Annotated in this window: 19 protein-coding genes and 2 tRNA genes; 11 read left to right on the forward strand and 10 right to left on the reverse strand. The window is 56.8% G+C overall.

Annotated features, from left to right (window positions below; all coding sequences use genetic code 11):
• The first annotated feature begins 93 nt into the window (after nucleotides 1-93).
• Together HMPREF2860_RS02930 and HMPREF2860_RS02935 are read left to right on the forward strand one after the other, a co-directional pair.
• Nucleotides 94-168: transfer RNA gene (locus tag HMPREF2860_RS02930), tRNA-Val, on the forward strand.
• Between the two features lie 27 nt (nucleotides 169-195).
• Nucleotides 196-268: transfer RNA gene (locus tag HMPREF2860_RS02935), tRNA-Gly, on the forward strand.
• A 318-nt stretch (nucleotides 269-586) separates the two neighbouring features.
• Here the strand turns inward: HMPREF2860_RS02935 and HMPREF2860_RS02940 are convergent.
• Complete coding sequence (locus tag HMPREF2860_RS02940) at nucleotides 587-1084, reverse strand: ferritin (protein WP_016422668.1); 498 nt, start codon at nucleotides 1082-1084, stop codon at nucleotides 587-589.
• A gap of 103 nt (nucleotides 1085-1187) precedes the next feature.
• Between HMPREF2860_RS02940 and HMPREF2860_RS02945 the strand changes: the two genes are divergently transcribed.
• From HMPREF2860_RS02945 to msrB, 3 genes are read left to right on the forward strand one after another with little or no spacing between them, the layout of a single operon-like run.
• Nucleotides 1188-2000 (forward strand): dihydrofolate reductase family protein, encoded by an 813-nt coding sequence (locus HMPREF2860_RS02945; RefSeq protein ID WP_038628857.1) that lies wholly within the window; start codon nucleotides 1188-1190, stop codon nucleotides 1998-2000.
• 11 nt (nucleotides 2001-2011) lie between these two features.
• Nucleotides 2012-3400 (forward strand): glycosyltransferase family 87 protein, encoded by a 1389-nt coding sequence (locus tag HMPREF2860_RS02950; protein ID WP_224792280.1) that lies wholly within the window; start codon nucleotides 2012-2014, stop codon nucleotides 3398-3400.
• Nucleotides 3393-3818, forward strand: a complete 426-nt coding sequence (gene msrB / locus HMPREF2860_RS02955) for a peptide-methionine (R)-S-oxide reductase MsrB (protein WP_016422665.1) — start codon at nucleotides 3393-3395, stop codon at nucleotides 3816-3818. The genes HMPREF2860_RS02950 and msrB overlap by 8 nt, the downstream gene beginning before the upstream one ends.
• Nucleotides 3819-3909: 91 nt before the next feature.
• Here the strand turns inward: msrB and hemQ are convergent, their stop codons facing one another.
• The 3 genes from hemQ to hemE form a co-directional block, all read right to left on the reverse strand.
• Entirely contained in the window at nucleotides 3910-4608 is a 699-nt protein-coding gene (gene hemQ / locus HMPREF2860_RS02960) for a hydrogen peroxide-dependent heme synthase (RefSeq protein ID WP_016422664.1), read from the reverse strand.
• 86 nt (nucleotides 4609-4694) lie between these two features.
• Nucleotides 4695-6173, reverse strand: a complete 1479-nt coding sequence (gene hemG, locus HMPREF2860_RS02965) for a protoporphyrinogen oxidase (RefSeq protein WP_052155607.1) — start codon at nucleotides 6171-6173, stop codon at nucleotides 4695-4697.
• A gap of 105 nt (nucleotides 6174-6278) precedes the next feature.
• The gene (gene hemE, locus HMPREF2860_RS02970; protein ID WP_070560342.1) at nucleotides 6279-7388 is read right to left on the reverse strand and encodes a uroporphyrinogen decarboxylase; all 1110 of its coding nucleotides are present in this window, start codon (nucleotides 7386-7388) and stop codon (nucleotides 6279-6281) included.
• Nucleotides 7389-7522: 134 nt separating this feature from the next.
• Between hemE and HMPREF2860_RS02975 the strand changes: the two genes are divergently transcribed.
• Both HMPREF2860_RS02975 and HMPREF2860_RS02980 read left to right on the forward strand, forming a co-directional pair.
• Nucleotides 7523-8113 carry a DUF3000 domain-containing protein gene (locus tag HMPREF2860_RS02975; protein WP_038628853.1) on the forward strand — a complete coding sequence of 197 codons (591 nt, stop codon included), beginning with the start codon at nucleotides 7523-7525 and terminating at the stop codon, nucleotides 8111-8113.
• Nucleotides 8114-8153: 40 nt separating this feature from the next.
• Entirely contained in the window at nucleotides 8154-9455 is a 1302-nt protein-coding gene (locus HMPREF2860_RS02980) for an HRDC domain-containing protein (protein WP_049181522.1), read from the forward strand.
• Here HMPREF2860_RS02980 and HMPREF2860_RS02985 read toward each other — a convergent pair whose 3' ends face one another.
• The 3 genes from HMPREF2860_RS02985 to dut form a co-directional block, all read right to left on the reverse strand.
• Nucleotides 9456-10721: a class I SAM-dependent RNA methyltransferase gene (locus HMPREF2860_RS02985; RefSeq protein ID WP_038628851.1), complete on the reverse strand. Its 1266-nt coding sequence runs from the start codon at nucleotides 10719-10721 to the stop codon at nucleotides 9456-9458.
• Between the two features lie 134 nt (nucleotides 10722-10855).
• The gene (locus HMPREF2860_RS02990) at nucleotides 10856-11635 is read right to left on the reverse strand and encodes a DUF3710 domain-containing protein (protein WP_038628848.1); all 780 of its coding nucleotides are present in this window, start codon (nucleotides 11633-11635) and stop codon (nucleotides 10856-10858) included.
• Nucleotides 11636-11753: 118 nt separating this feature from the next.
• Nucleotides 11754-12206 (reverse strand): dUTP diphosphatase, encoded by a 453-nt coding sequence (gene dut / locus HMPREF2860_RS02995; protein ID WP_038628845.1) that lies wholly within the window; start codon nucleotides 12204-12206, stop codon nucleotides 11754-11756.
• Between the two features lie 166 nt (nucleotides 12207-12372).
• On the opposite strand from dut, the gene HMPREF2860_RS03000 reads away from it, so the two are divergent.
• Nucleotides 12373-12849 carry a DUF3093 domain-containing protein gene (locus HMPREF2860_RS03000; RefSeq protein WP_038629599.1) on the forward strand — a complete coding sequence of 159 codons (477 nt, stop codon included), beginning with the start codon at nucleotides 12373-12375 and terminating at the stop codon, nucleotides 12847-12849.
• Between the two features lie 109 nt (nucleotides 12850-12958).
• Here HMPREF2860_RS03000 and HMPREF2860_RS03005 read toward each other — a convergent pair whose 3' ends face one another.
• Nucleotides 12959-13255 (reverse strand): DUF4193 family protein, encoded by a 297-nt coding sequence (locus HMPREF2860_RS03005; RefSeq protein ID WP_038628842.1) that lies wholly within the window; start codon nucleotides 13253-13255, stop codon nucleotides 12959-12961.
• Nucleotides 13256-13458: 203 nt separating this feature from the next.
• On the opposite strand from HMPREF2860_RS03005, the gene HMPREF2860_RS10845 reads away from it, so the two are divergent.
• Nucleotides 13459-14067, forward strand: coding sequence for a LytR C-terminal domain-containing protein (locus HMPREF2860_RS10845; protein ID WP_158407486.1), 609 nt, complete (start codon nucleotides 13459-13461; stop codon nucleotides 14065-14067).
• Nucleotides 14068-14077: 10 nt separating this feature from the next.
• Here HMPREF2860_RS10845 and HMPREF2860_RS03015 read toward each other — a convergent pair whose 3' ends face one another.
• Nucleotides 14078-15055: an inositol monophosphatase family protein gene (locus tag HMPREF2860_RS03015; protein WP_083309499.1), complete on the reverse strand. Its 978-nt coding sequence runs from the start codon at nucleotides 15053-15055 to the stop codon at nucleotides 14078-14080.
• 34 nt (nucleotides 15056-15089) lie between these two features.
• Between HMPREF2860_RS03015 and ppgK the strand changes: the two genes are divergently transcribed.
• Together ppgK and HMPREF2860_RS03030 are read left to right on the forward strand one after the other, a co-directional pair.
• Nucleotides 15090-15845, forward strand: coding sequence for a polyphosphate--glucose phosphotransferase (gene ppgK, locus HMPREF2860_RS03020; protein WP_070560345.1), 756 nt, complete (start codon nucleotides 15090-15092; stop codon nucleotides 15843-15845).
• A 396-nt stretch (nucleotides 15846-16241) separates the two neighbouring features.
• The gene (locus HMPREF2860_RS03030) at nucleotides 16242-17828 is read left to right on the forward strand and encodes an RNA polymerase sigma factor (protein WP_070560347.1); all 1587 of its coding nucleotides are present in this window, start codon (nucleotides 16242-16244) and stop codon (nucleotides 17826-17828) included.
• A 412-nt stretch (nucleotides 17829-18240) separates the two neighbouring features.
• Here the strand turns inward: HMPREF2860_RS03030 and HMPREF2860_RS03035 are convergent, their stop codons facing one another.
• On the reverse strand, nucleotides 18241-19848 hold the full coding sequence (locus HMPREF2860_RS03035; RefSeq protein WP_049181532.1) for an SLC13 family permease: 1608 nt from the start codon (nucleotides 19846-19848) through the stop codon (nucleotides 18241-18243).
• Between the last annotated feature and the right edge of the window lie 50 nt (nucleotides 19849-19898).

Consider the following 19898-nt stretch of genomic DNA (forward strand, 5'->3'; position numbering starts at 1 on the left):
TCGCGGGTTCGAGTCCCGTCATCCGCTCAGTGCAAAGCCCCCTTCTCTCAGAAGGGGGTTGCGCATGAAAGCTTTTATATAGCTTTTAACCCAGCGCGATTAGCTCAGTGGGAGAGCGCTTCCCTGACACGGAAGAGGTCACTAGTTCAATCCTAGTATCGCGCACCACGTAAGCCCTTATGGGCGAACGTATTTGCGGATGTAGCGCAGCTGGTAGCGCATAACCTTGCCAAGGTTAGGGTCGCGGGTTCGAGTCCCGTCATCCGCTCAGACTAACTCCCTCCCGGGTATCCGGGAGGGAGTTTTCGTTTAACCTCAGTCAAGCAACCAATTTTATTGAGCCTTACCCCCCCGTGTTAAGTAGCAAGACATGTCTTTCACCGGGCGTCTCGGCTGCCAAGTTTTCCAATTCGGCGGGCTTTGCTGAGCAGCTCACTCGCTTAGGACTATGAATGATCAGCCCATGGCAGCTCCACGAATTTAGGTTTGACTCATCGATTGAGGCTCCAGCTGAATAGAAATGACCGCCCCAGGCACTTAGCCCTGAAGCGGTCTTTTCTATCAAATTTGTGAACTGAACTCGAGGTTACGCTGCGTCGCGAGCGCCGAGCTCCTTGTCCAGGCGCAGCAGGCCAGCGCCATCGTCACCCAGAATCTCCAGGCGACCGATGATGCCGCGGACGGTGTCCTCTTCCTCAATCTGCTCAACTACGAAGCTATCCAGCAGCGGACGAGAGTCGATGTCACCTTCGCTGTCAGCAAGGTTGCGCAGGTTACGGATAGATGCCGAAACCTTCTCCTCGTGCTCGAGCGCAATGCGGAATGCATCGATAGCGGATGTGACCTTCACCTCCGGCGCCTCGACGGCGCCGATCTGCGGGCGATTGTCGCGAGCGTCAAGGTGGTTAATGAACTGGTTGGCGTGATCGATTTCTTCCTCCGCCTGTGCACGCATCCACTCTGCCATACCAGAAAGGTCCAGCAGGTCCAGCTCGATAGCGAGCTGACGGTAGACGTGCGAAGCGGTGAGCTCCATAGTGATCTGGTCGTTGAATGCCTTTTCAAGGGTATCTGTGAGTCGCATACCTCCACTATAGGCAAAACCCTCGTAAACAACAACGATTATGGCGCTGCCCTTATAAGCCAGGCCTTGCCTACTTTGCAATCGTGAGCTTAACCTCAGCGGTATGGCTACACTCACATCCGCAAACCCATCTACCGATGAACTTCTTCACTTTCTTTCCCGACCAGCACAAACGACACCTGCTTCAGCGCCGGAGCTCCCCGCCACTCCCACAGTCACCGCCATCGCCGTCACCAGTATGGACGGACGTGGCGCCATCGAAGGCACCTCAGGACAGCTTGGCAATGACACCGACGCCACAATTTTCAACACGCTTCGTGCGCTTGCCGACGTCGTTTTCGTCGGCACGGGCACCATTGTCGCAGAAGACTACGGCCCAGTTGAGATACCGGAGCACCTAGAGGCCGTTCGTCAAAAGCTTGGTCGCTCTGAGCATGTGGCAATGTCCACGCTCTCGCGTTCCTTGGACTTGGACGTAGAGTCCGACTTTTTTACAAACGCAGAAGCGAATCCTCCGATAATCTTCACCCCTACTGAGGACACTTTTAATAGCGAAGAGGAAACAGCCGCGCACGAGAACAAAGTTAAAAAGATAGAGTCAGCCGGGGCGCTCGTCGTTAAGCTCCCTAACCCCTCAGTAGGTGCGGCGATAACGTGGCTGGCCGAGCACGGCTACCGCGACATTGTCGTAGAGGGTGGTCCGACGATGTATCGAGAGGCGTTGCAGCAAGGGTGCGTTGACGAAGTGTTCCTGACGTTGTCGCCGACGTGGGTGGGTAACGGTCCCCTGACTTTCGGCGAGAACGACCCTGAAGAGGAATCGAACTCGACGAACCCGCAGGCTTTTGAAGTGCGGGGTATCCTACGTTCCGACTCACACATCTTCCTACGCTATTCCCGCAGCTTCACCCAGTAGGGTGGAGTATTGTGAGTAAACCAAAAATCGACGTGAGCGCAAGCGCAACGGCATTAACGCAAACGTCCAAGGACACGCCAGGAACACCTTCGGTGGCTCCACGCCCTCTGTCTCGGCAGGTGTCGCGAGGACTCAGCGCTTTCTTGTGGCCTATCGCAGCTGTGGTAATTTTTCACCGCACCTGGGTTTTGCCGAAAGACGTGTCTGGCACAGATGACTTTACGACGGTCTGGTCAGCAATTAATCGATTCGTGTCGCAGGTACCCGTTTATTCGGAAGACTACGTAACAGCCGATCCGCACTATCTGTATTCCCCAGGCGCTACCCTACTTTTAGCCCCGATTGATTTGTTCGGCTCGCTTGAATCGGGCCGAATCTGGTTTGCGGTATTTCAGTCAGCTGCAATCATTGCGGCAATTGTGTTGCTACTCAGGTGGCTTGGTATTGCGCGCTCTGGCCCCATCATTCCAGCGTCGATAGCACTGCTTTACCTCACGGAACCCGTTACCAACACGCTTGATTTTACGAACGTCAACGGTTCACTGTTCCTTGCATTAGTGCTGTTTTTTATTGCACTGACCGAGCGACGCAATATCCTGGCCGGCCTGATTATCGGTATCGCAATCACTATCAAGCCCGTATTCTTGCCAATGCTGTTCCTACCGTTCATGCGCAGGCAGTTCTCTACGATACTGACCAGTATCGGGGTGGTAATTGCAGCCAATGCCGTTGCGTGGCCGCTCATGGTCCAACCACGTGACTACCTAGATATCACTATCCCCTACCTGGGAGTTGTCCGTGACTTTGCGAATGCTTCACTGACTGGGCAGCTTGTTTGGCTGGGTGCCCACCCGACATTGATCTTGCTGTGGCAAATCTTTTTCGGCATTTTTGTCTTGGTATCTGTCGTTCTCCTTCTTCGCTGGCTCGAAAGGGATGAGAAATTCTGGATTGCTACAACTTCCGGAGTTCTCTTCACCGGCGCGTTCTTCCTTTCCAGCCTAGGACAGCAGTACTACTCGATGACGCTCTTGCCAATGGTTCTCACCGTGCTTCGCCCATTGGTTTTGGATTGCGACAATGAAGGAAATATTGGTTCGACTGTCATGTTGAATTGGGGCGCAGGACTCGGAGTCGTACTCTGTTTCTTCTACGCCAATTGGTGGATTGATGAGGATGACCTATTTTTCCCGTGGTTCACGGTTGCAATCGGCGGTATTGGATGGGCCGTTCTTATTCTCTCCATCACGGCAGCACTGATTCGAATGACGATTGTGGATGCCGTCAATGGGCGTAGCTTTGCATCCGGCTTCAGCTGGCTGGGTGACTGGAAGATCGCAGGCGGGAAGTTTAATCAGGAATCTGATCTCAAGTCTGAGGAGGCTATTCAGAATGGATAATTCGCATAGCGAAGACTGGAATCTAAGCGAAGAAGAATGGCGCGAACTCCTCAGTGTCGCAGAGTACCAGGTTTTGCGTCAGGCAGGTACTGAACGCGCCTTCACCGGTGAGTACACCGATACTAAAACTCAAGGTGTATACCGCTGCCGGGCTTGTGGTTACGAGCTGTTTCGCTCGAACGAGAAGTTCGACTCTCACTGCGGTTGGCCATCTTTCTTCTCTCCACTAGCAGGAGACCGCATTATTGAGCGACGAGATACGAGCCTCGGTATGGTCCGCACCGAAGTGCTGTGCAGTCGTTGCAAGTCTCACCTCGGCCACGTCTTTGAGGGAGAGGGATACAATACTCCAACCGACCTGCGTTATTGCATCAATTCAATTTCACTCACGCTGGAACCGGACAAGACGGCTGAATAACCGGATAAAGAAACAGCGCCGCTGGTCACAATCCCGTCAGTTAACGGGGCTTGACCAGCGGCGCTGCTGATTTTCTCGTAGATTGCACGGGCTACGGCAGAACGTTGATAATCTCCGCGATGTCATCGACGCGACGGCCCGTGTGGAACGGAATCTCTTCGCGGACGTGCAGACGAGCCTCGGTGTAACGCATCTTCCACATCAAGTCCACAATGCGGTCGAGCTCCGGCCCCTCGAATGCAAGGATCCACTCGTAGTCGCCGAGTGCGAACGCCGGGACAGTATTGGCGCGCACATCCGGGTAGTCACGACCGGCCATACCGTGTTCAGCAAGGATGCGGCGACGCTCGGTTGGCTCCAGCAGGTACCAGTCGTAGGAACGGACGAATGGGTAAACCGCAATCCATCGTCCTGGCTCTTCACCCATGATGAACGACGGCAGGTGCGACTTATTGAACTCAGCTGGACGGTGCAGCGCAGCGTTCGACCAGTGCGGGGTGGATGCCTGGCCCAGCGGAGTCTCGCGCAGGAAAGCGTTGTAGAACGCCTGCAGATCTTCCAGTTTCTCTGCGTGAATCCAGAACATGAAGTCAGCTTCAGCACGCATGGCCGAAACGTCGTAGAAACCACGGATGATCAGATCGGTGTCTTCGTAACGAGCCAGGAATTCCTTGGTCTTAGCCACTGCCTCTTCGCGGTTTTCTCCGAGTGCGCCCGGGGTCACCTTGAAGGTAGACCACATGGTGTAGCGGATGGTGTCGTTGAGCTTCTTGTAATCGAGCTTGGTCATCAGTTCTCTCCTAGTTCGGTTGAAAAGTCTGTTCAAAAATTCAATGGTTCGGCGCCAGTTTCGTACTCAGCACCAATCTCGCAGCTTTATCCCAGCTCCGCAGCAATCTTGTTAGCCGCAGCCTTGGCGTTGGAAATACACTCCGGAATGCCCGGGCCACTGAGCCATGCCCCTGTTGCTGCAAGCTTAGGCACCTCGTCCAACTCGTGGCGAGCAAAATCCATCAAACCTCCATGCCCCATATCGAAGCGTGGAATCCCTGCCCACCAACGCTGGACGAAAACCGCTGTCGGTTCAGCATCAAAGCCAGTCGCCTTAGCCAAATCCGCCTTTGCCCTGGCGATGAGGTCTTCGTCGCTGCGATGCACGTGCGAGTCATCATCAAAACGGCCGAAACTTGCCCTCACAACGGCACCGTAGCGCTCACCAATATGTGGCCACTTTCGGGACGACACTGTGAAAGCTTTCGCGGACAGGTCCGCACCAATCTCACACAACACGCCGTTGATCTCCGGCAGTCCGTCCGATGTGTCGAAACACATACCGACCACCGCCGAGTTCGACGTGTCTACCCCACCGATAAGCTCTGCCGCCTCTGGAGCAAGGCTGCTCAACAGCTCTGATGTGGTTGCAGAAGGTGCCGCCAGGACAACACCGTCGACGTCGATCGTGTTAACGCTCGTGCCGCTTTCCGACGGCGCTTCCACTGTCACCTCAAAGCCATTGTCATGCTGCCGCAAGCCAGCAGCCTTCGTCGACAAGAGGAGTTCGGCTCCCGATTCGTCGGCAAGCGTGTTGTAGAGGACCTCGAAGCCATCTCGGAACGTTTGGAAGACTACCGGTTGCTTCGTCTTCGCAGAGTCTGTCGCAGCCTCACTGCTCAGACGCGCCTGCTGCGCCTGCTTACGTGCTTCCAGAACGCGCTGGACAGCGCCGGTGAGGCTGACATGATCACCGACACTGGCAATTTCATCAAGCGCTGCCGCCAGCTGTGGGATGGTCGCACGCAGGCCCAGATTGTATGCGGTGGTTGAGTAGACGCCCCCGAGCAGCGGGGAGACGATGCGGTCAACCACTTCTTCACCGAGACGCGCCGCGACCAGCTGGCCGACATTCATGTCGTCGCCCAGTACCCAGTGCAAGGCTGGAGTGAGCTCGGGGTTCGACTCAGCATCAATCTTGGCGAGGGTGGCCTCGCTGAGGAGATAGCCCAACCCCTCTGAGCTTCCTGGAATACCGGTGACCGTATTGCGCGGAAGGTCCTTGAGCTCACCGCCAATGTAGAGCTTGGAAGGCAACCCCGAAGGGGCGACTAGCTGATCCGCCAAACCGAGTTCCTTGAAAAACTCGGTGGCATCGTGACGGAATGCCAGGTACGCCTCAGCGCCCGCTTCAAGAGGGCCGTTAGCTCCTGGTCGAGTCTTCAGCTTGCCGCCGACCTGTGCACTGGACTCGATGACAATAATTCTTGCGGCGGGTCCGAGCTTTTTACGCAACTCATACGCTGCGGTCAGGCCGGAGATACCGCCACCTACGACGGCAATGGTAGAAGGTTGTGCAACCACGGTATTTCGTACGCTTTCTCTATGCCCGCCCCTCGAGCGGGCACGGTCGATAAGACTTGTAGAAAATTAGCTAGTGCGTGTTTTACACGCCTGTTGCGTCGGCTATTACGTTGCGTGAATGATTTCAACGGCGCGCGTAATCGCGTCGGCATCGGTATTCGGTAGCACCCCGTGACCCAAGTTGAAGATATGTCCACGGGCATCACCACGCTTAATTGCACGGTCCGCTTCAGAACAGATGCGCTGGATCTCTTGGGTCATTGCAGCTTCACCGGCAAAGAGAATCGCCGGGTCAAGGTTACCCTGCAATGCAAGGCTGTTTTGCGCCGGGTCTGCGCCTCGGTGAACGTCGGAAAGCGTGGCACGAATGCGGTTGGCAGCAACGTCCAGTGGCACGCGCCAGTCGACACCCATGACTTCTGGGCTGGCTTCAGCCATCGCACCGAGAAGCTCGCCGGTCCCCACACCGAAGTGGATGCGCGGAATGCCGACGTCGGCGAAGGCCTGGAAGATTTGCTTCGAGTACGGCAACACAAAGCGGCGGTAATCACGCTCGGTAAGATAGCCAGCCCAGGAGTCGAAGAGCTGAATAGCGTCCACGCCAGCGCCAATCTGCGCGCGCAGGAAAGCAATCACCATCGGAGTGATTTTCTGCATCAGGTGACCCCACAATTCAGGGTCCGAGTGCATCAGCGCCTTAGTGCGCTCGTGATTGCGGGATGGACCGCCTTCAATCAGGTACGATGCCAAGGTGAATGGTGCACCGGCGAAACCAATGAGTGCCTGGGTATCAGTCAGCTCTTGCAGAATGAGGCCGATACCCTCGGCCACCGGAGCGAGTTGCTCTTCTGTGACTTCCGGTAGCGCCTTGATGTCTGATTCTGAGCGCACCGGAGTATCCAATACTGGACCGCGACCAGGAACAATATCCAGGTTGACACCCGCGGCCTTCAGCGGCACGACAATATCGGAAAAAAGAATCGCAGCATCAACGTCGTGCCTACGTACCGGCTGCATAGTAATCTCAGCGAGCAGTTCCGGACGGAAGCAGGAGTCCAACATACCGATGTCCTTGCGCACCTCACGGTACTCAGGCAGTGAACGACCGGCTTGCCGCATAAACCACACCGGGCGGCGCGAAGGAGTTCGACCGTAAGCTGCATCAAGAATCGGGGCATCAGTCAAAGTGCGACGATTGTTCATACCGACAATCATGCCCCACTTACCTTAGAAATTAATGTGTGGGGTACTAAGAACAGGGAAATCGCTCGCCCTGCTGTGCGTTTTCGGCGAAGCGTTTGGTCGCTTTCCGCTCTGTTCGGCGCGCCTCCCACTAACGCAAGCGTCATATGGCTAAGTTCAGGCACGTGAATGGAACCGATTCAACGCCACAGAACTTCCGCGCCGCGGTCGAGTCAATGCACTCTGCTGAACTGCGACCTGAGATTGCTCTGGGCACCGTTCGGCCACCGCAGAAGCTGGCACCGTTTAGCCACGCTGTCTCGCTTGAGGTCACGCAGCCCGAAGCTGATATTGTCCCCGAGTCCTCGGACGATGATGCCTTTGGTCGTTTAATTTTGCTCCATGACCCCCGCAGTGAGGAAACCTGGGACGGTGACATGCGCTTGGTTGCATACATCCAGGCAGATATGGATGCCTCCCTCGCGGAAGATCCGCTGCTTCCCCAGGTTGCCTGGCAATGGCTCACCGAGGCTCTGGCTGAGAACAACGCCGAACTGTCGAACTTGGGTGGCACGGTGACAACTACGAACTCTGTCCGCTACGGCGAGATTGGTGGCAAGCCACAGGCCTTTCAATTAGAAATGCGCGCATCGTGGACTGCTCGTGGTACCGACCTGCGCACTCACGTTGAATCCTTCGCTCAGGTACTAGCGAACGTCGCCGGTCTGCCACCCGTCGGCGTATCCCTGCTGGGCTGATACTGGCAACTGCTGATACCGACGACCGAAGAGGCGAGCGATGAGCTCCGACGTGGAAACTAGTCCCGACGTAGAGGTAAGACTTGCCCCCGCCGAGGGAACTCCACGCGTGCTTTCCGACATCGACGAAATTATTGACGCCGGTGAGCAGCTAGCCAAAGGACACGGTTGGCTCGCAGTCGATACTGAACGAGCTTCGGCATATCGCTACGATGACCGCGCCTTCCTGCTTCAATTTCGCCGCCGTGGAGCGGGCACCTTTCTCATCGATCCCGAAGACGGGCGCAAGGCGATGGCCGTTTTCGGTTCCTCAGTCAACGACCTGACCTGGATTATTCACGCAGCTCATTCTGACCTTCCCTGCCTCGCAGCCCTGGGCCTCTACCCCACCAAAGTCATTGACACTGAGCTGGCCGGTCGCCTTCTCGGACTCGAGCGAGTCAACTTAGCAGCTCTGACAGAACGACTCCTCGGAGTTGGACTTGCCAAGGGGCACGGTCGAGAGGATTGGTCTACTCGTCCACTGCCAGCGGATTGGCTGGACTACGCAGCCCTGGATGTCGAGCTGCTTATCGAACTCGCCGAGGTTCTTTGTCAGGCGCTAGCTGAGCTCGACCGTTTGGAATGGCTAGAGCAGGAATGCGAACGCGAACTCGCTACCAACCGTAAATACCTCGATGGTCTACACGTCGGACACTCGTGGCAAGGACTCAAAGGCATTGGGAAGCTGCGCACTTCCGAACAACTCCACGTCGCCCGTGCACTGTGGACTGAGCGTGACGAAATCGCGCAGCAACGTGATGTCTCCCCAACACACATCATGGGGCACAGCGTTCTACGTACAATCGCAGAACAACTCCCAGGTACGCAGCGTGAGCTGACTGCAATCCGTGGATTTCCACGTCGCCGTCGCGGTGCTGCGGATGCTTGGTTGAAGATCGTTAATGAAGCCCGTCAGGAACCCAGGTCATCATGGCCGAAGCCTCAAAAGCCGCCTCGCAACGAGATGCCACACTTTCGGCGTTGGGCTGAACATGCCCCACAAGCCGCCGAGATTTTCGAAACCACGCGAGACTGCATCGACAACGTCTGTGCCCAAATACACCTGCGCAAAGACACACTCATCACTTCCGCGCAGACACGTGAACTTGTTTGGTGGATTCACAGCCGCGCAGTCGGCTCATTCGTATTCCGCCACCACGACAACTACGCTGGCGGCCTGCCAGCCGTTACAGAAATCTCCGCCCACCTCAGCGAACAGGGTTTCCGCCCATGGCAGGCACATTTGCTTGCCGACGTAATCGGCGCCAACGTCCTTGCGCCCATGCGGCACCCACTCTAGCTACAGCTGCTCTAGCACCGCGATGGTTTCAAAGTGATGTGTTAGGCCAAATGCGTCTACGACCTCGAGGTGTTTGAACGCGTAGCCGTGGTCAGCCCAGTACCGGGCATCGCGCGCAAAAGTCGCCGGATCGCAACCGAAATGTACAACCGTGCGTGGCTTGGCCTCAGCAATAGCGGCAATGGCATCCTTACCGGCACCGGAGCGCGGAGGGTCGAGAACGACGACATCCGGATTTGGTGTTTTCTCATTAGCAACTTCGCGGCGCACAACCTTGGTGACATCCCCAGTAACGAACCGAACTGGTGCCGCAGGTGTCGCATTCCCACTGTGATCAGCTGCAGTGAAGGCCCTGCGCCCCGCCGTCGCTGCCGCGGCAAACCCCTCGACAGAGAGAATTGATCCCTCAGCGTCTACTAGCTTGCGCAGCGCCGCCGCCAGAACGCCTGCGCCGCCGTAGAGATCCCAAGCACAGGAGAAGGACTGACCGGCCAACAGGCTAATGATGCGCGAGCCATAGAACTCAGGAGCATAGCGATGAGCTTGCCAAAAACCGGTAGTCGGCACATCGAAAGTAATGCCGTGAACAGTGTGCTGTGTGGTTGGCTCGCCTTCAATCACTGTTTGCTTGCGATTCCGGCCACTGCCGGAGACGTACACAGCGCTTCGGTTACCCTCGGCATCCATTGCCACATGGAGTTCTCCCAGCTTCGGCTTCTTGCGACCTCGACCGCTAGCGGGCTTAGCAACGGGGATGGTTCCGGCCGTCGAAAAGCCAGCGATGAGATTGGGAACTGTTTGGACGCACTCGGAGCCGATGACGAGCTCGTGGGAACGGGAACGACGTAACCCCGCTCGTCCCTGGGAATCCACGCCCAGCCGCACGCGCGTGCGCCAACGGGAGGTGGGAGCCAGTGGAAGGACATCGATAGCTGGCAGTTCGTCGGCGGTGAAACGTCCAAGCCGGCGCAGGCAATCGGTCAGGACATCAACCTTGAGACGCGCCGCGTGCTCAGGATCAATAAAACCCCAGTCGCAACAACCCGCGCCCTGCCGAGCTGCTTCGCAACGCTGTGAAATTCGATGCTCTGAGGCATCCAGAACCTCAACGACATTGCCGCGCCACAGCTTGGCATCAGGTTTGGCAATTTCGACAACAACGCGTTCGCCGGGGATGCCGCCGGTGACGAAACCGATACGTCCGTCATAGCTGGCAATGAATTCTCCGCCGGCAGCGGGACGGTCAATAGTCACTTCGATGTTCACGCAGTGTGATACTACCCGCTGACAAGAGAAAAGCCGCCGTCGGGTGACGGCGGCGGGCAGCGCACAGTGGCGCCTGCAAATCCTTTTCTAACTGGACAAGCAGCTAGCTTCTCTGTGCTGGCGGGTTGACCAAACTAATTGGTGGAACCATCCGGGTTGATACCAGTAGCGCCTGGCACCTGCCCTGGTTCACCTTCAGCTTGAGCAGCCTGGGTCTGCTGCTGGTATGCCTGACGAATCTGCTCCGCCATCTGGGACGGCAGCGTAACCGGAAGCGGCTGACCTGCCGGCATCGGGTTCTCACCGCGAGAGACGAAGCTACGGGCAAGGAGACCGCGGGCGAGGTCCGCAAGTTCCTCCGCCCGATCAGCCGGACCGGAGGCCGTCATGCGAAGCATCCAACGCGGGCCGTCGGCGCCAATGATTCGCATCTCCATATCGGAGGTGCGGCCAACGACCTCAGAACCCCACGGCCCCTGCTCAACGTGGACATCGAGGCCATCGGACTCAAGACCGTCCTTGATTTCCTGAGCGGACTCCTCCCAGAGGCCACCCGACGTCGGAGCAGCGAATGCTACAGGAGTTACGCGACCATGCTCAGTGGCGACGTGCAGCATGGTTGGACCTGTCGGCCCCATCTCCACCTGAATATCACCAACGTGAGGAATAGGCAGCAGCATCGAACCGAGGTTCAGGCTGGCCTTAGCGAAGTCTGAAAAATCAAACTGCGTCGGGCTAGCGCTGCTGATATCGAAGGGGCCGTTTGCTGGTGCGTTCTCCGCGGCGGTTTCCGACGCGTCGTCATGCAGGGTTGCGGTAGCTTCCTCAGAAGCTGGCGCCGCAGAGTCGGTGGTAACGGCCTCTGCCTCAGCAGCTGGTTCTTCTGGCTGGTTCTTCTTTCCAAATGGCCACATGGTGGTTTATTGACACCTCGCTAAAAAGAAATTTTTGTATACACCTTTGTAAACGCTTTATTGAGCTCTTCACGCATTGAACCACACTTGGTGGGGTCCCCGCGCTGTCAGAGACGTTTTAAAGCGTCGTGGACACTCCGGTTGACCCGTGACCGCCCGCACCGCGTTCAGTTTCATCGAGTTCATCGACCTCCACCATCGGACTGAGCTCGACCTTCTGCACAACCAACTGTGCGATTCGATCACCTTTGGTGATCTCCACCGCATTGGTCGGATCCAAGTTGATCAGGCAGACTTTAAGCTCACCACGGTAACCGGCATCAATCGTGCCGGGAGCGTTGACGATGGATAGCCCCTTTTTGAAAGCCAATCCGGAGCGTGGATGAACCAATCCCACTGTGCCCGCCGGCAAGGCAATGGCAATTCCGGTTCCGACGAGTGCCCGTTGCCCTGGTGCTAGGACGACATCCTCCGCTGAGCTCAAATCCACACCGGCATCATCAGCATGCGCACGCTGGGGGATCACTGCGTCTTTAGTGAGCTTTTTCACTTGCACCGGAGCATAAGTCATCTCTTCGTATATCCTTCGCTGTCGCGTCTTTTAAGAACCGCACTTCGGCCTTGTCAGTACCGAGCATAGCCGTGCCCTAGAATGGATAACCGTGAGTGGAAAAGATAACCTGCAGCCTCGTCGCGACGACAGCTCAGCATCCGTCTCTGAAGGTGCGGCAATAACAATCAGCTCGAGCGGAGATTCATCGATTGTCTATTCCGAAAAGCTCTGGGTTCCCTGGTGGTTCTGGGTACTCGGCGGTGTTGCCGTTTTCGTATGCACGGCTCAGATTGGCTTTAACCGTTCACCGATTTGGCTTGTCATCGGCGGCATTATTTGTCTAGCCGTAGGCGTGTGGGTGCTGTTGACTATGTCGAAGACCACGGTGTCCGTGGAAGTGGACAGCACTGGTGAACGCTGGCTTCACGCTGGCACGGCAGTTTTGCCAGCATCGGTCGTTGCCAAATCCCTGGTGGTCCCGAAGTCCGCGCAGCGCAATGCGTTGGGCCGTCAGCTCGATCCAGCAGCATTCCTGGTTACGCACACGTGGATTCCCACGATGGTGCTGCTAGTCCTCGACGATCCAGACGACCCAACCCCCTATTGGCTGGTCTCCACCCGCCGCCCCGAGGCACTACTTGACAGTCTCTTCGACCGCTAGGTCACAATCTCTCACCGCCGCTACACGCTTGCCGACGACCCCAGCGCCGCCATAACCGTGGTAGTGGCGGTTTTCCTTTTCCTAGGAAGTTATCCCAGTTGTGCGGGGATTAGGCACAGTCCTGGCAGATGGGGAAACCATCGCCGTTATCGATTGCAATCATCGAGCGGTGCATGACCATGAAGCAGGAGCCACAGGTGAATTCATCGTCTCCCTTCGGGGCGACATCCATATCGAATTCTTCACCCGCGATGTCGGCGACCGGCAACTCGAACGGCTCGACAATTTCGCCGTCGTCGGTGTCGTCGATTTCCTTCTCAGCAGATGCAGCCTGAAGGCCCTCGAGGGAATCGGTCTCCAGCTCTTCGGTTTCACGAGTACGCGGGGCATCGTAGTTTACAGCCATGTCCCAAACCTTCTTTCTGGACCTTTGCTAGACATTGTGAACTGACTTTTTCTCGGAGAATACAACGCGTTGAGACGATTGACACCCTGTACTCTCCAGTGCCTTTCTCAGCGGATATTAAGGCAATTCACGCTATCTGTCATCTCTGCAGGTCAGAACAGATTTCTATGCCCATTAGTCGAGGAGAGGATAACATGATGGTCATGAGTTCAGGCCCCGCGAGCACTTCGAGCGCATCACATCGACGAAAAATTGTTCCCTACGTGGTGGTTTCCGTCGTAGCTGTAGTGATTGCCGCTACGTCGTGGGTATTGGCATTCCGCAGCCAACCGGCCAGTTATCCGGTCCCCTGTTCCCTCCCCGCAGCTGGCACCCCTGTTTCCTCCACCACGCTAATCGGAGAACACGTCGTTCCACCGTCGGATGTTCATGTGCGCGTCTATAACGCCAACGGCAAAGTCGGCCAGGCTACAACCGTCGCCGAACAATTGCGGCAACTCGATTTTGTTCTCGATGAGCAGGTTCCCTACGGCAACGACCCTATTGTGGAAAACCAAGACCTCGGCTGCTTCGGCCAGCTGCGTTATGGCGAGCAGTTCAATGGCCACGCCGCAGCGCTTCACGCTCTTTTCCCCTGTTTTGAGCTCATCCACGATGGTCGGCCGGATGCAACCGTCGATGTGTCGTTGGGTAAGGGGTTTAAGGACCTCGAAGTAGTCAGCCAGGTTGAGGAAACGTTGTCCGCATTGAACCGTGGAGAACAAGCCGATCTAGAGGGGTTAAGCTCATTAAGCTCGAGCACCTGTTCCTAGACAGACGCCCCTAATTCCTAGCCTTCGCGGTCGCACCATCCAATGCTTCGAAGAACGCATCGGCAACTTCAGGATTCGCCGCACCGACACCGAAGTCGAGCGGGTCTCCCTCCGGCCGGCCAGCAGCGTTGGCACACTGCGTGAATTCCGGGACCCTAATTCTTGCGCCTGCTTCAGCCGCAATCAGAGCACCTGCTGCATAGTCCCAAATCTTGATGTCGTGTTCGTAATACGCATCAACACGGCCGTGCGCCACCATGCACAAATCGAGCGCCGCCGATCCCATGCGCCGAATATCTCGACACTCCCCCAACAACTGCGACGCTATCCGCCCCTGCACCTGCCGGAGATTAGCGGAATAGCTGAATCCTGTTGCCACAAGTGTCTTTTCCAGCTCGGCCGTTGGGGAACAACTAAGCGTCTGCACAGTGCCGTCCCGCCGAGAAACCTGAGCGCCCTCTCCCTTTGCTGCACTGTAAATCTCTCCCGAGGACACATTTGCCACTGCACCCGCCACGACCTCATCGCCTACGGCGCAGGCGATACTCACAGCAAAGTTGGGCAATCCGTAAAGGAAATTCACTGTGCCATCGATGGGGTCTACGATCCAGGTCACCGCTTCGGCCGCGTCAGTAGCTTGCGCTTGAGAGCCCGGGCCGTCGTCAAGCCCGCCTTCTTCGCCCAAAATACGGTCGGAGCTGCTAAACGCCTTGATGAGCGAACGAATGAGCTCCTCAGATTCACGGTCGACGACGGTGACCGGGTCAACAGCTGAGGACTTCGTTTCGGAGCTTGCTAAAACGCCATCGGAGCCGAGTTCGACCCGACGACTGGCGATGTGCGCCGCGGCTGCGCGGGCAATAAATACCGCGCGATCGCGCAATTCCCTGACGCTGAGTCGCACAGATCCGGGGCTATTCGGTGCACTAAACCCCCTATTATCTGCCCTGCTAGCGAGTTGTTCGGTGCCACGCGAGTTAATGCTCATGCCCCCATTGTGTCTGTTTCGTACAATTTGAGCTATGGGACAACGAATTGGATTTGGCATCGACGTCGGAGGCTCTGGAATCAAGGGTGGCCGCGTGGACCTTGATACTGGGCAGCTTATTGGCGACCGCATTAAGATTTTCACGCCACAGCCGGCAACCCCGGAGGCGGTTGCGAAGACCATTGCGGAAATTGTGGACATTGCGCAGTGGGATTCCGATGTCGGCATCACGATTCCGTCCGTCGTACAGAATCAGATTGCCTTGCTGGCCGCCAATATTGACGGTTCTTGGGTTAATACGAACTGCCAAGAGCTCTTCGCTAAACATCTGCCCAACAACAAAGCGCACGTGCTTAACGACGCTGACGCTGCCGGCCTCGCTGAAGTCCAGTTTGGCGATCCGGGCAATAAAACTGGCGCCGTGTTGTTGCTAACTTTTGGTACCGGCATCGGCTCCGCGCTTATTCATGACGGATTGCTCTACCCCAATTCGGAGTTAGGCCATCTCGTCATCGATGGCACGGAGGCCGAACACTTTGCATCCGCGAGAATTAAAGATGTGGAGGGGCTCGGCTTCGAAGAGTGGGCTGAGCGCGTGAGCAAGGTGCTTAGGACCTACGAGGCGCTGTTTTGGCCGTCACGGATTATCGTCGGCGGCGGAATCAGCCGCGAACACGAAAAGTGGATTCCGCTGTTGACATGTAAGACTCCAGTTGTCCCGGCAAGTTTGGATAATAATGCGGGTATTGCTGGCGCCGCATTTGCAGCTGACCAGGGGCTTTACCCTTAAACAGTTTCATTTCTTGGGTGGGGATTGGTAGCTACGCGTCGGGCGTGACACGTGGTTGAAGCCATGCCCCGTGGCGGCGATTTTCAGAATTGGTTTACAATAAGAAGTTGACTCACGGCAAGGTTGAATAATCAACAGGCTCGAGGAGGATTGGGAAAATCGAATTCAAGCGCACTGCTTCGATGAGGATTTTCACCGATTGCTTCTTCGCTAGGAGCCAGAAAAGCAACACTGATGACCGTGGCACGAAAAGGTCAGCGCTGAATGTTCTCCATTCAGCTAGCTGGCTGCAGACGAAGTAAAGGCGCACCACTGGCGCGTTGAGCTTCTCTCTGACCGAGAGAAGCTGGCGGCGGCTTTGGCGGCGCACACAACGTACATCGTGAAAGGGCGTTCGTGGCAGGCAACGAACTGGGGCAAGCTCAGGACCAATCCACCGGGAGTGGCACCGGTTCAGCTACTCCTGCAAAGAAGGCTGTAAAGAAGGCCATCAAGAAAGCAGTGAAGAAGACCGTGGCAAAGAAGACTGCCGCGAAGAAAACTGCCGCCAAGAAGACGGCTGCCAAAAAGACAGCTGCTACCGAGACTGCGGCGAAAAAGGCGACCGCTAAGAAGGCAACGGCCAAGAAGACCGTGAAGAAGGCGGCTAAGAAGTCGGTCGCTAAGAAGACCACACGTAAGGCCGCCGCCAAGAAGGCAACTAAGCGGACAACGGCTGCGAAGGCCACTGCGGCCAAGGCTGCTGCAGCGAAGGCTGCTGCAGCGAAGGCGAAGGACGCGCAGGCTCTCGACGCAACTGAGAACGAAGAGCTCGAGGACGAGGAACTCGATCACGACTTGGAGCAGGAGCGGGACTACGACCCAGATCTGGATGATGATCTCGAAGACGATGATTTTCACGACGATCTGGATGATGACGACCTCGAAGATGATGAAGAAGAGGACGACGAGGACGACGAGGACGAAGACGAAGACGAGGATGAAGAGGACGAGGGCGACGAGGTCTGGAACGAGGACGAGTCCGCTCGTCTGCGTCAGGCCCGCAAGGATGCTGCCCTCACCGCCTCCGCTGACTCTGTCCGCGCCTACCTCAAGCAGATTGGTAAGGTCGCGCTGCTGACTGCCGAGGAAGAAGTCAGTCTGGCAAAGCGCATCGAGGCTGGTCTGTATGCGCAGTACAAGATTGACGAGGCCAAGGAAGCCGGCGAGCGCATCGCTTACGCTCAGAAGCGCGACTTGCGCGAGATTTCTCGCGACGGTCAGCGCGCCAAGAACCACCTGCTCGAGGCCAACCTCCGTCTCGTGGTATCCCTGGCAAAGCGCTACACCGGCCGTGGCATGGCTTTCCTCGACTTGATTCAGGAGGGCAACCTCGGCCTGATTCGCGCCGTCGAGAAGTTCGACTACACCAAGGGCTACAAGTTCTCCACGTACGCAACGTGGTGGATTCGCCAGGCCATTACTCGTGCAATGGCCGACCAGGCTCGAACCATTCGTATTCCGGTTCACATGGTCGAGGTCATTAATAAGCTCGGCCGTATCCAGCGTGAGCTGCTCCAGGATCTCGGCCGCGAGCCCACTCCGGAAGAGCTCGCTAAGGAAATGGATATCACCGAGGAAAAGGTTCTCGAGATTCAGCAGTACGCTCGTGAACCCATTTCGCTAGACCAGACCATCGGTGACGAGGGCGACTCCCAGCTCGGTGACTTCATTGAGGACTCCGAGGCAGTCATCGCCGTGGACGCCGTGAGCTTCACGCTCCTCCAAGATCAGCTTGGCGACGTTCTGGAGACTCTCTCCGAACGTGAAGCCGGTGTCGTCCGTCTGCGCTTCGGCCTTACCGACGGCATGCCACGTACTCTTGACGAGATTGGCCAGGTCTACGGTGTGACACGCGAGCGCATCCGTCAGATTGAGTCCAAAACGATGTCCAAGCTACGTCACCCATCGCGTTCGCAGGTTCTGCGTGACTACTTGGAGTAAAGCTTTAACCTGGAGTCGTAATTGGGCTAACTGCTAAGCCCAGAAAATTGGGCTTGGATAAGGTTGCGCCCCTTATTCGAGCCCGATTTTTTTCTTCGGGAGCTGGGCTAGCGAGTTAGCGACTGCGTTTATGACAAAATGGCCCACAAAAATGGCCTGAAAGTGTCATAAACTCCGACAGTTTCACATTTGCAGCGCGTAATATCTACGGTTGTCAATTTTGGGACTAGCTGCCATGTGCACAAATCTACTGCCGGACTGAACGGCGTAGGGCCAGCTGGAGGCAAAAGCAAAACCCCGAACCACCAAGGTGGAACGGGGCGAAGGAGCATCTAAACAACGCTAGGCGAAGCAGTCCGCTGGCGGTCCAGCAAACTGGACCACCATCCAATACCGGCTACTACATACCCAGCTAGTACACGACGCCGAATACCCACTGCAGCAGCGTCAGCGAAGCCACAGAAATCACAATCAGCGCAACGATGTTCAGCCAAACACCGGTCTTGACCATGTTGTCCATGCTGACGTAGCCGGAGCCGTAGGCGATGGCGTTCGGCGGTGTTGCAACCGGCATCATGAACGCCGAAGTAGCCGCCAGTGCAACTGGAACAGCGAAGATCATCTGGTCGTGGCCCAAGCCGATTGCCATCGCACCAACCAGCGGCAGGAAGGTCGCGGCCGTCGCGGTGTTAGACGTGAACTCGGTCAGGAACAGCACAACGGCGCCGACGACAACCACGAGTGCAGCCACTGGCATCCAGCCGAGGGTAGACAGCTGCTCGCCAATCCAGTCCGACAGCCCAGAGGCACCGAACTGCGAGGACAGCGCCAGGCCACCACCGAACAGCAGCAGCACACCCCACGGCAGCTCCAACGCATTTTCCCAGCGCATGAGCTTCACGCCATCAGGGCCACCCGGAATCAGGAACAGTGCAATACCTACCGTCATCGCGATTACCGCATCGGCAATCTTGGTGTCTGGCAGCAGCACCGGAACAAAGACCCACGCCAGCGCAGCCGCGATAAACACCATGAGCACGCGACGCTCACCCGCCGACATACGGCCGAGACGCTTCAGCTCGTCACGCATGAGTTCGCGTCCGCCTGGAATATGCGCAATCTCCGGCTTAAACAGAACACTTGTCAGCAGGAACCATGCACAGAGCATGAGCACAACCGCCACCGGGACACCCAGCAGCATCCACTGGCCAAACCCAATGTTGACACCCTGCTCCGCCATGTAGGCCGCCAGCATCGCGTTCGGCGGAGTACCAATAATCGTGCCCAACGAACCAATCGATGCCGCGTAAGCGATACCCAGCATCAGCGCGATACCGAAGTTCGACTTTGGCATCGGGTCGTAACTTGACGACGACTCCTCCGCCTCCTCCAGCGCATCCCCACCAGGGGTTTCGGCGACCGATTCACTCGCAGATCCCGCATCCTCTGCAGCAACTTTCTCATCGTGCAGCATTCGGACAATCAGGCTCAGCACGGACACACCGATTGGCAGCATCATCACGGCCGTGGCCGTGTTGGATACCCACATCGACAGGAAGCCAGTAGCCACCATGAAGCCTAGAATCAGCATCTTTGGTGACGACCCCATGAGCACCAGGACCCACAATGCGACACGCTTGTGTAGGTTCCAACGCTGCATCGCCAGTGCCAACAGGAAGCCGCCCATAAAGAGGAAGATGGTCGGGTCTGTGTACTTGCCCGAGAAATCCTTAATCTCCGCGAGGTTGAGAATCGGGAATAGCGCCAGCGGCAGCAGAGCCGTAACGGCAATCGGGATAGCCTCGGACATCCACCACACGGCCATAAGCACTGCTACACCTGCGGTTGCACGCAGGTTGTGATCGAGCTCAGCCGGCATAAAGAAGTACACGAGCAAGGACAGGATGATACCGAGTCCTAGACCGGTGCGCTTACGGAAAAGCTCCCGGCTGAGGTAACCACGGTCTTGTTGGCCAGGTGACAGTTCCGGGGAGTTGTCGCGCGTAGATGTCGCTGCCACGATTCACGCTCCTATTTAATAATCAGCAGACATCCTGTATTGCACGCATG

The sequence above is a fragment of the Corynebacterium sp. HMSC064E10 genome, from assembly GCF_001812505.1.
In the GTDB taxonomy this organism is placed as follows: Bacteria; Actinomycetota; Actinomycetes; order Mycobacteriales; family Mycobacteriaceae; genus Corynebacterium; species Corynebacterium amycolatum.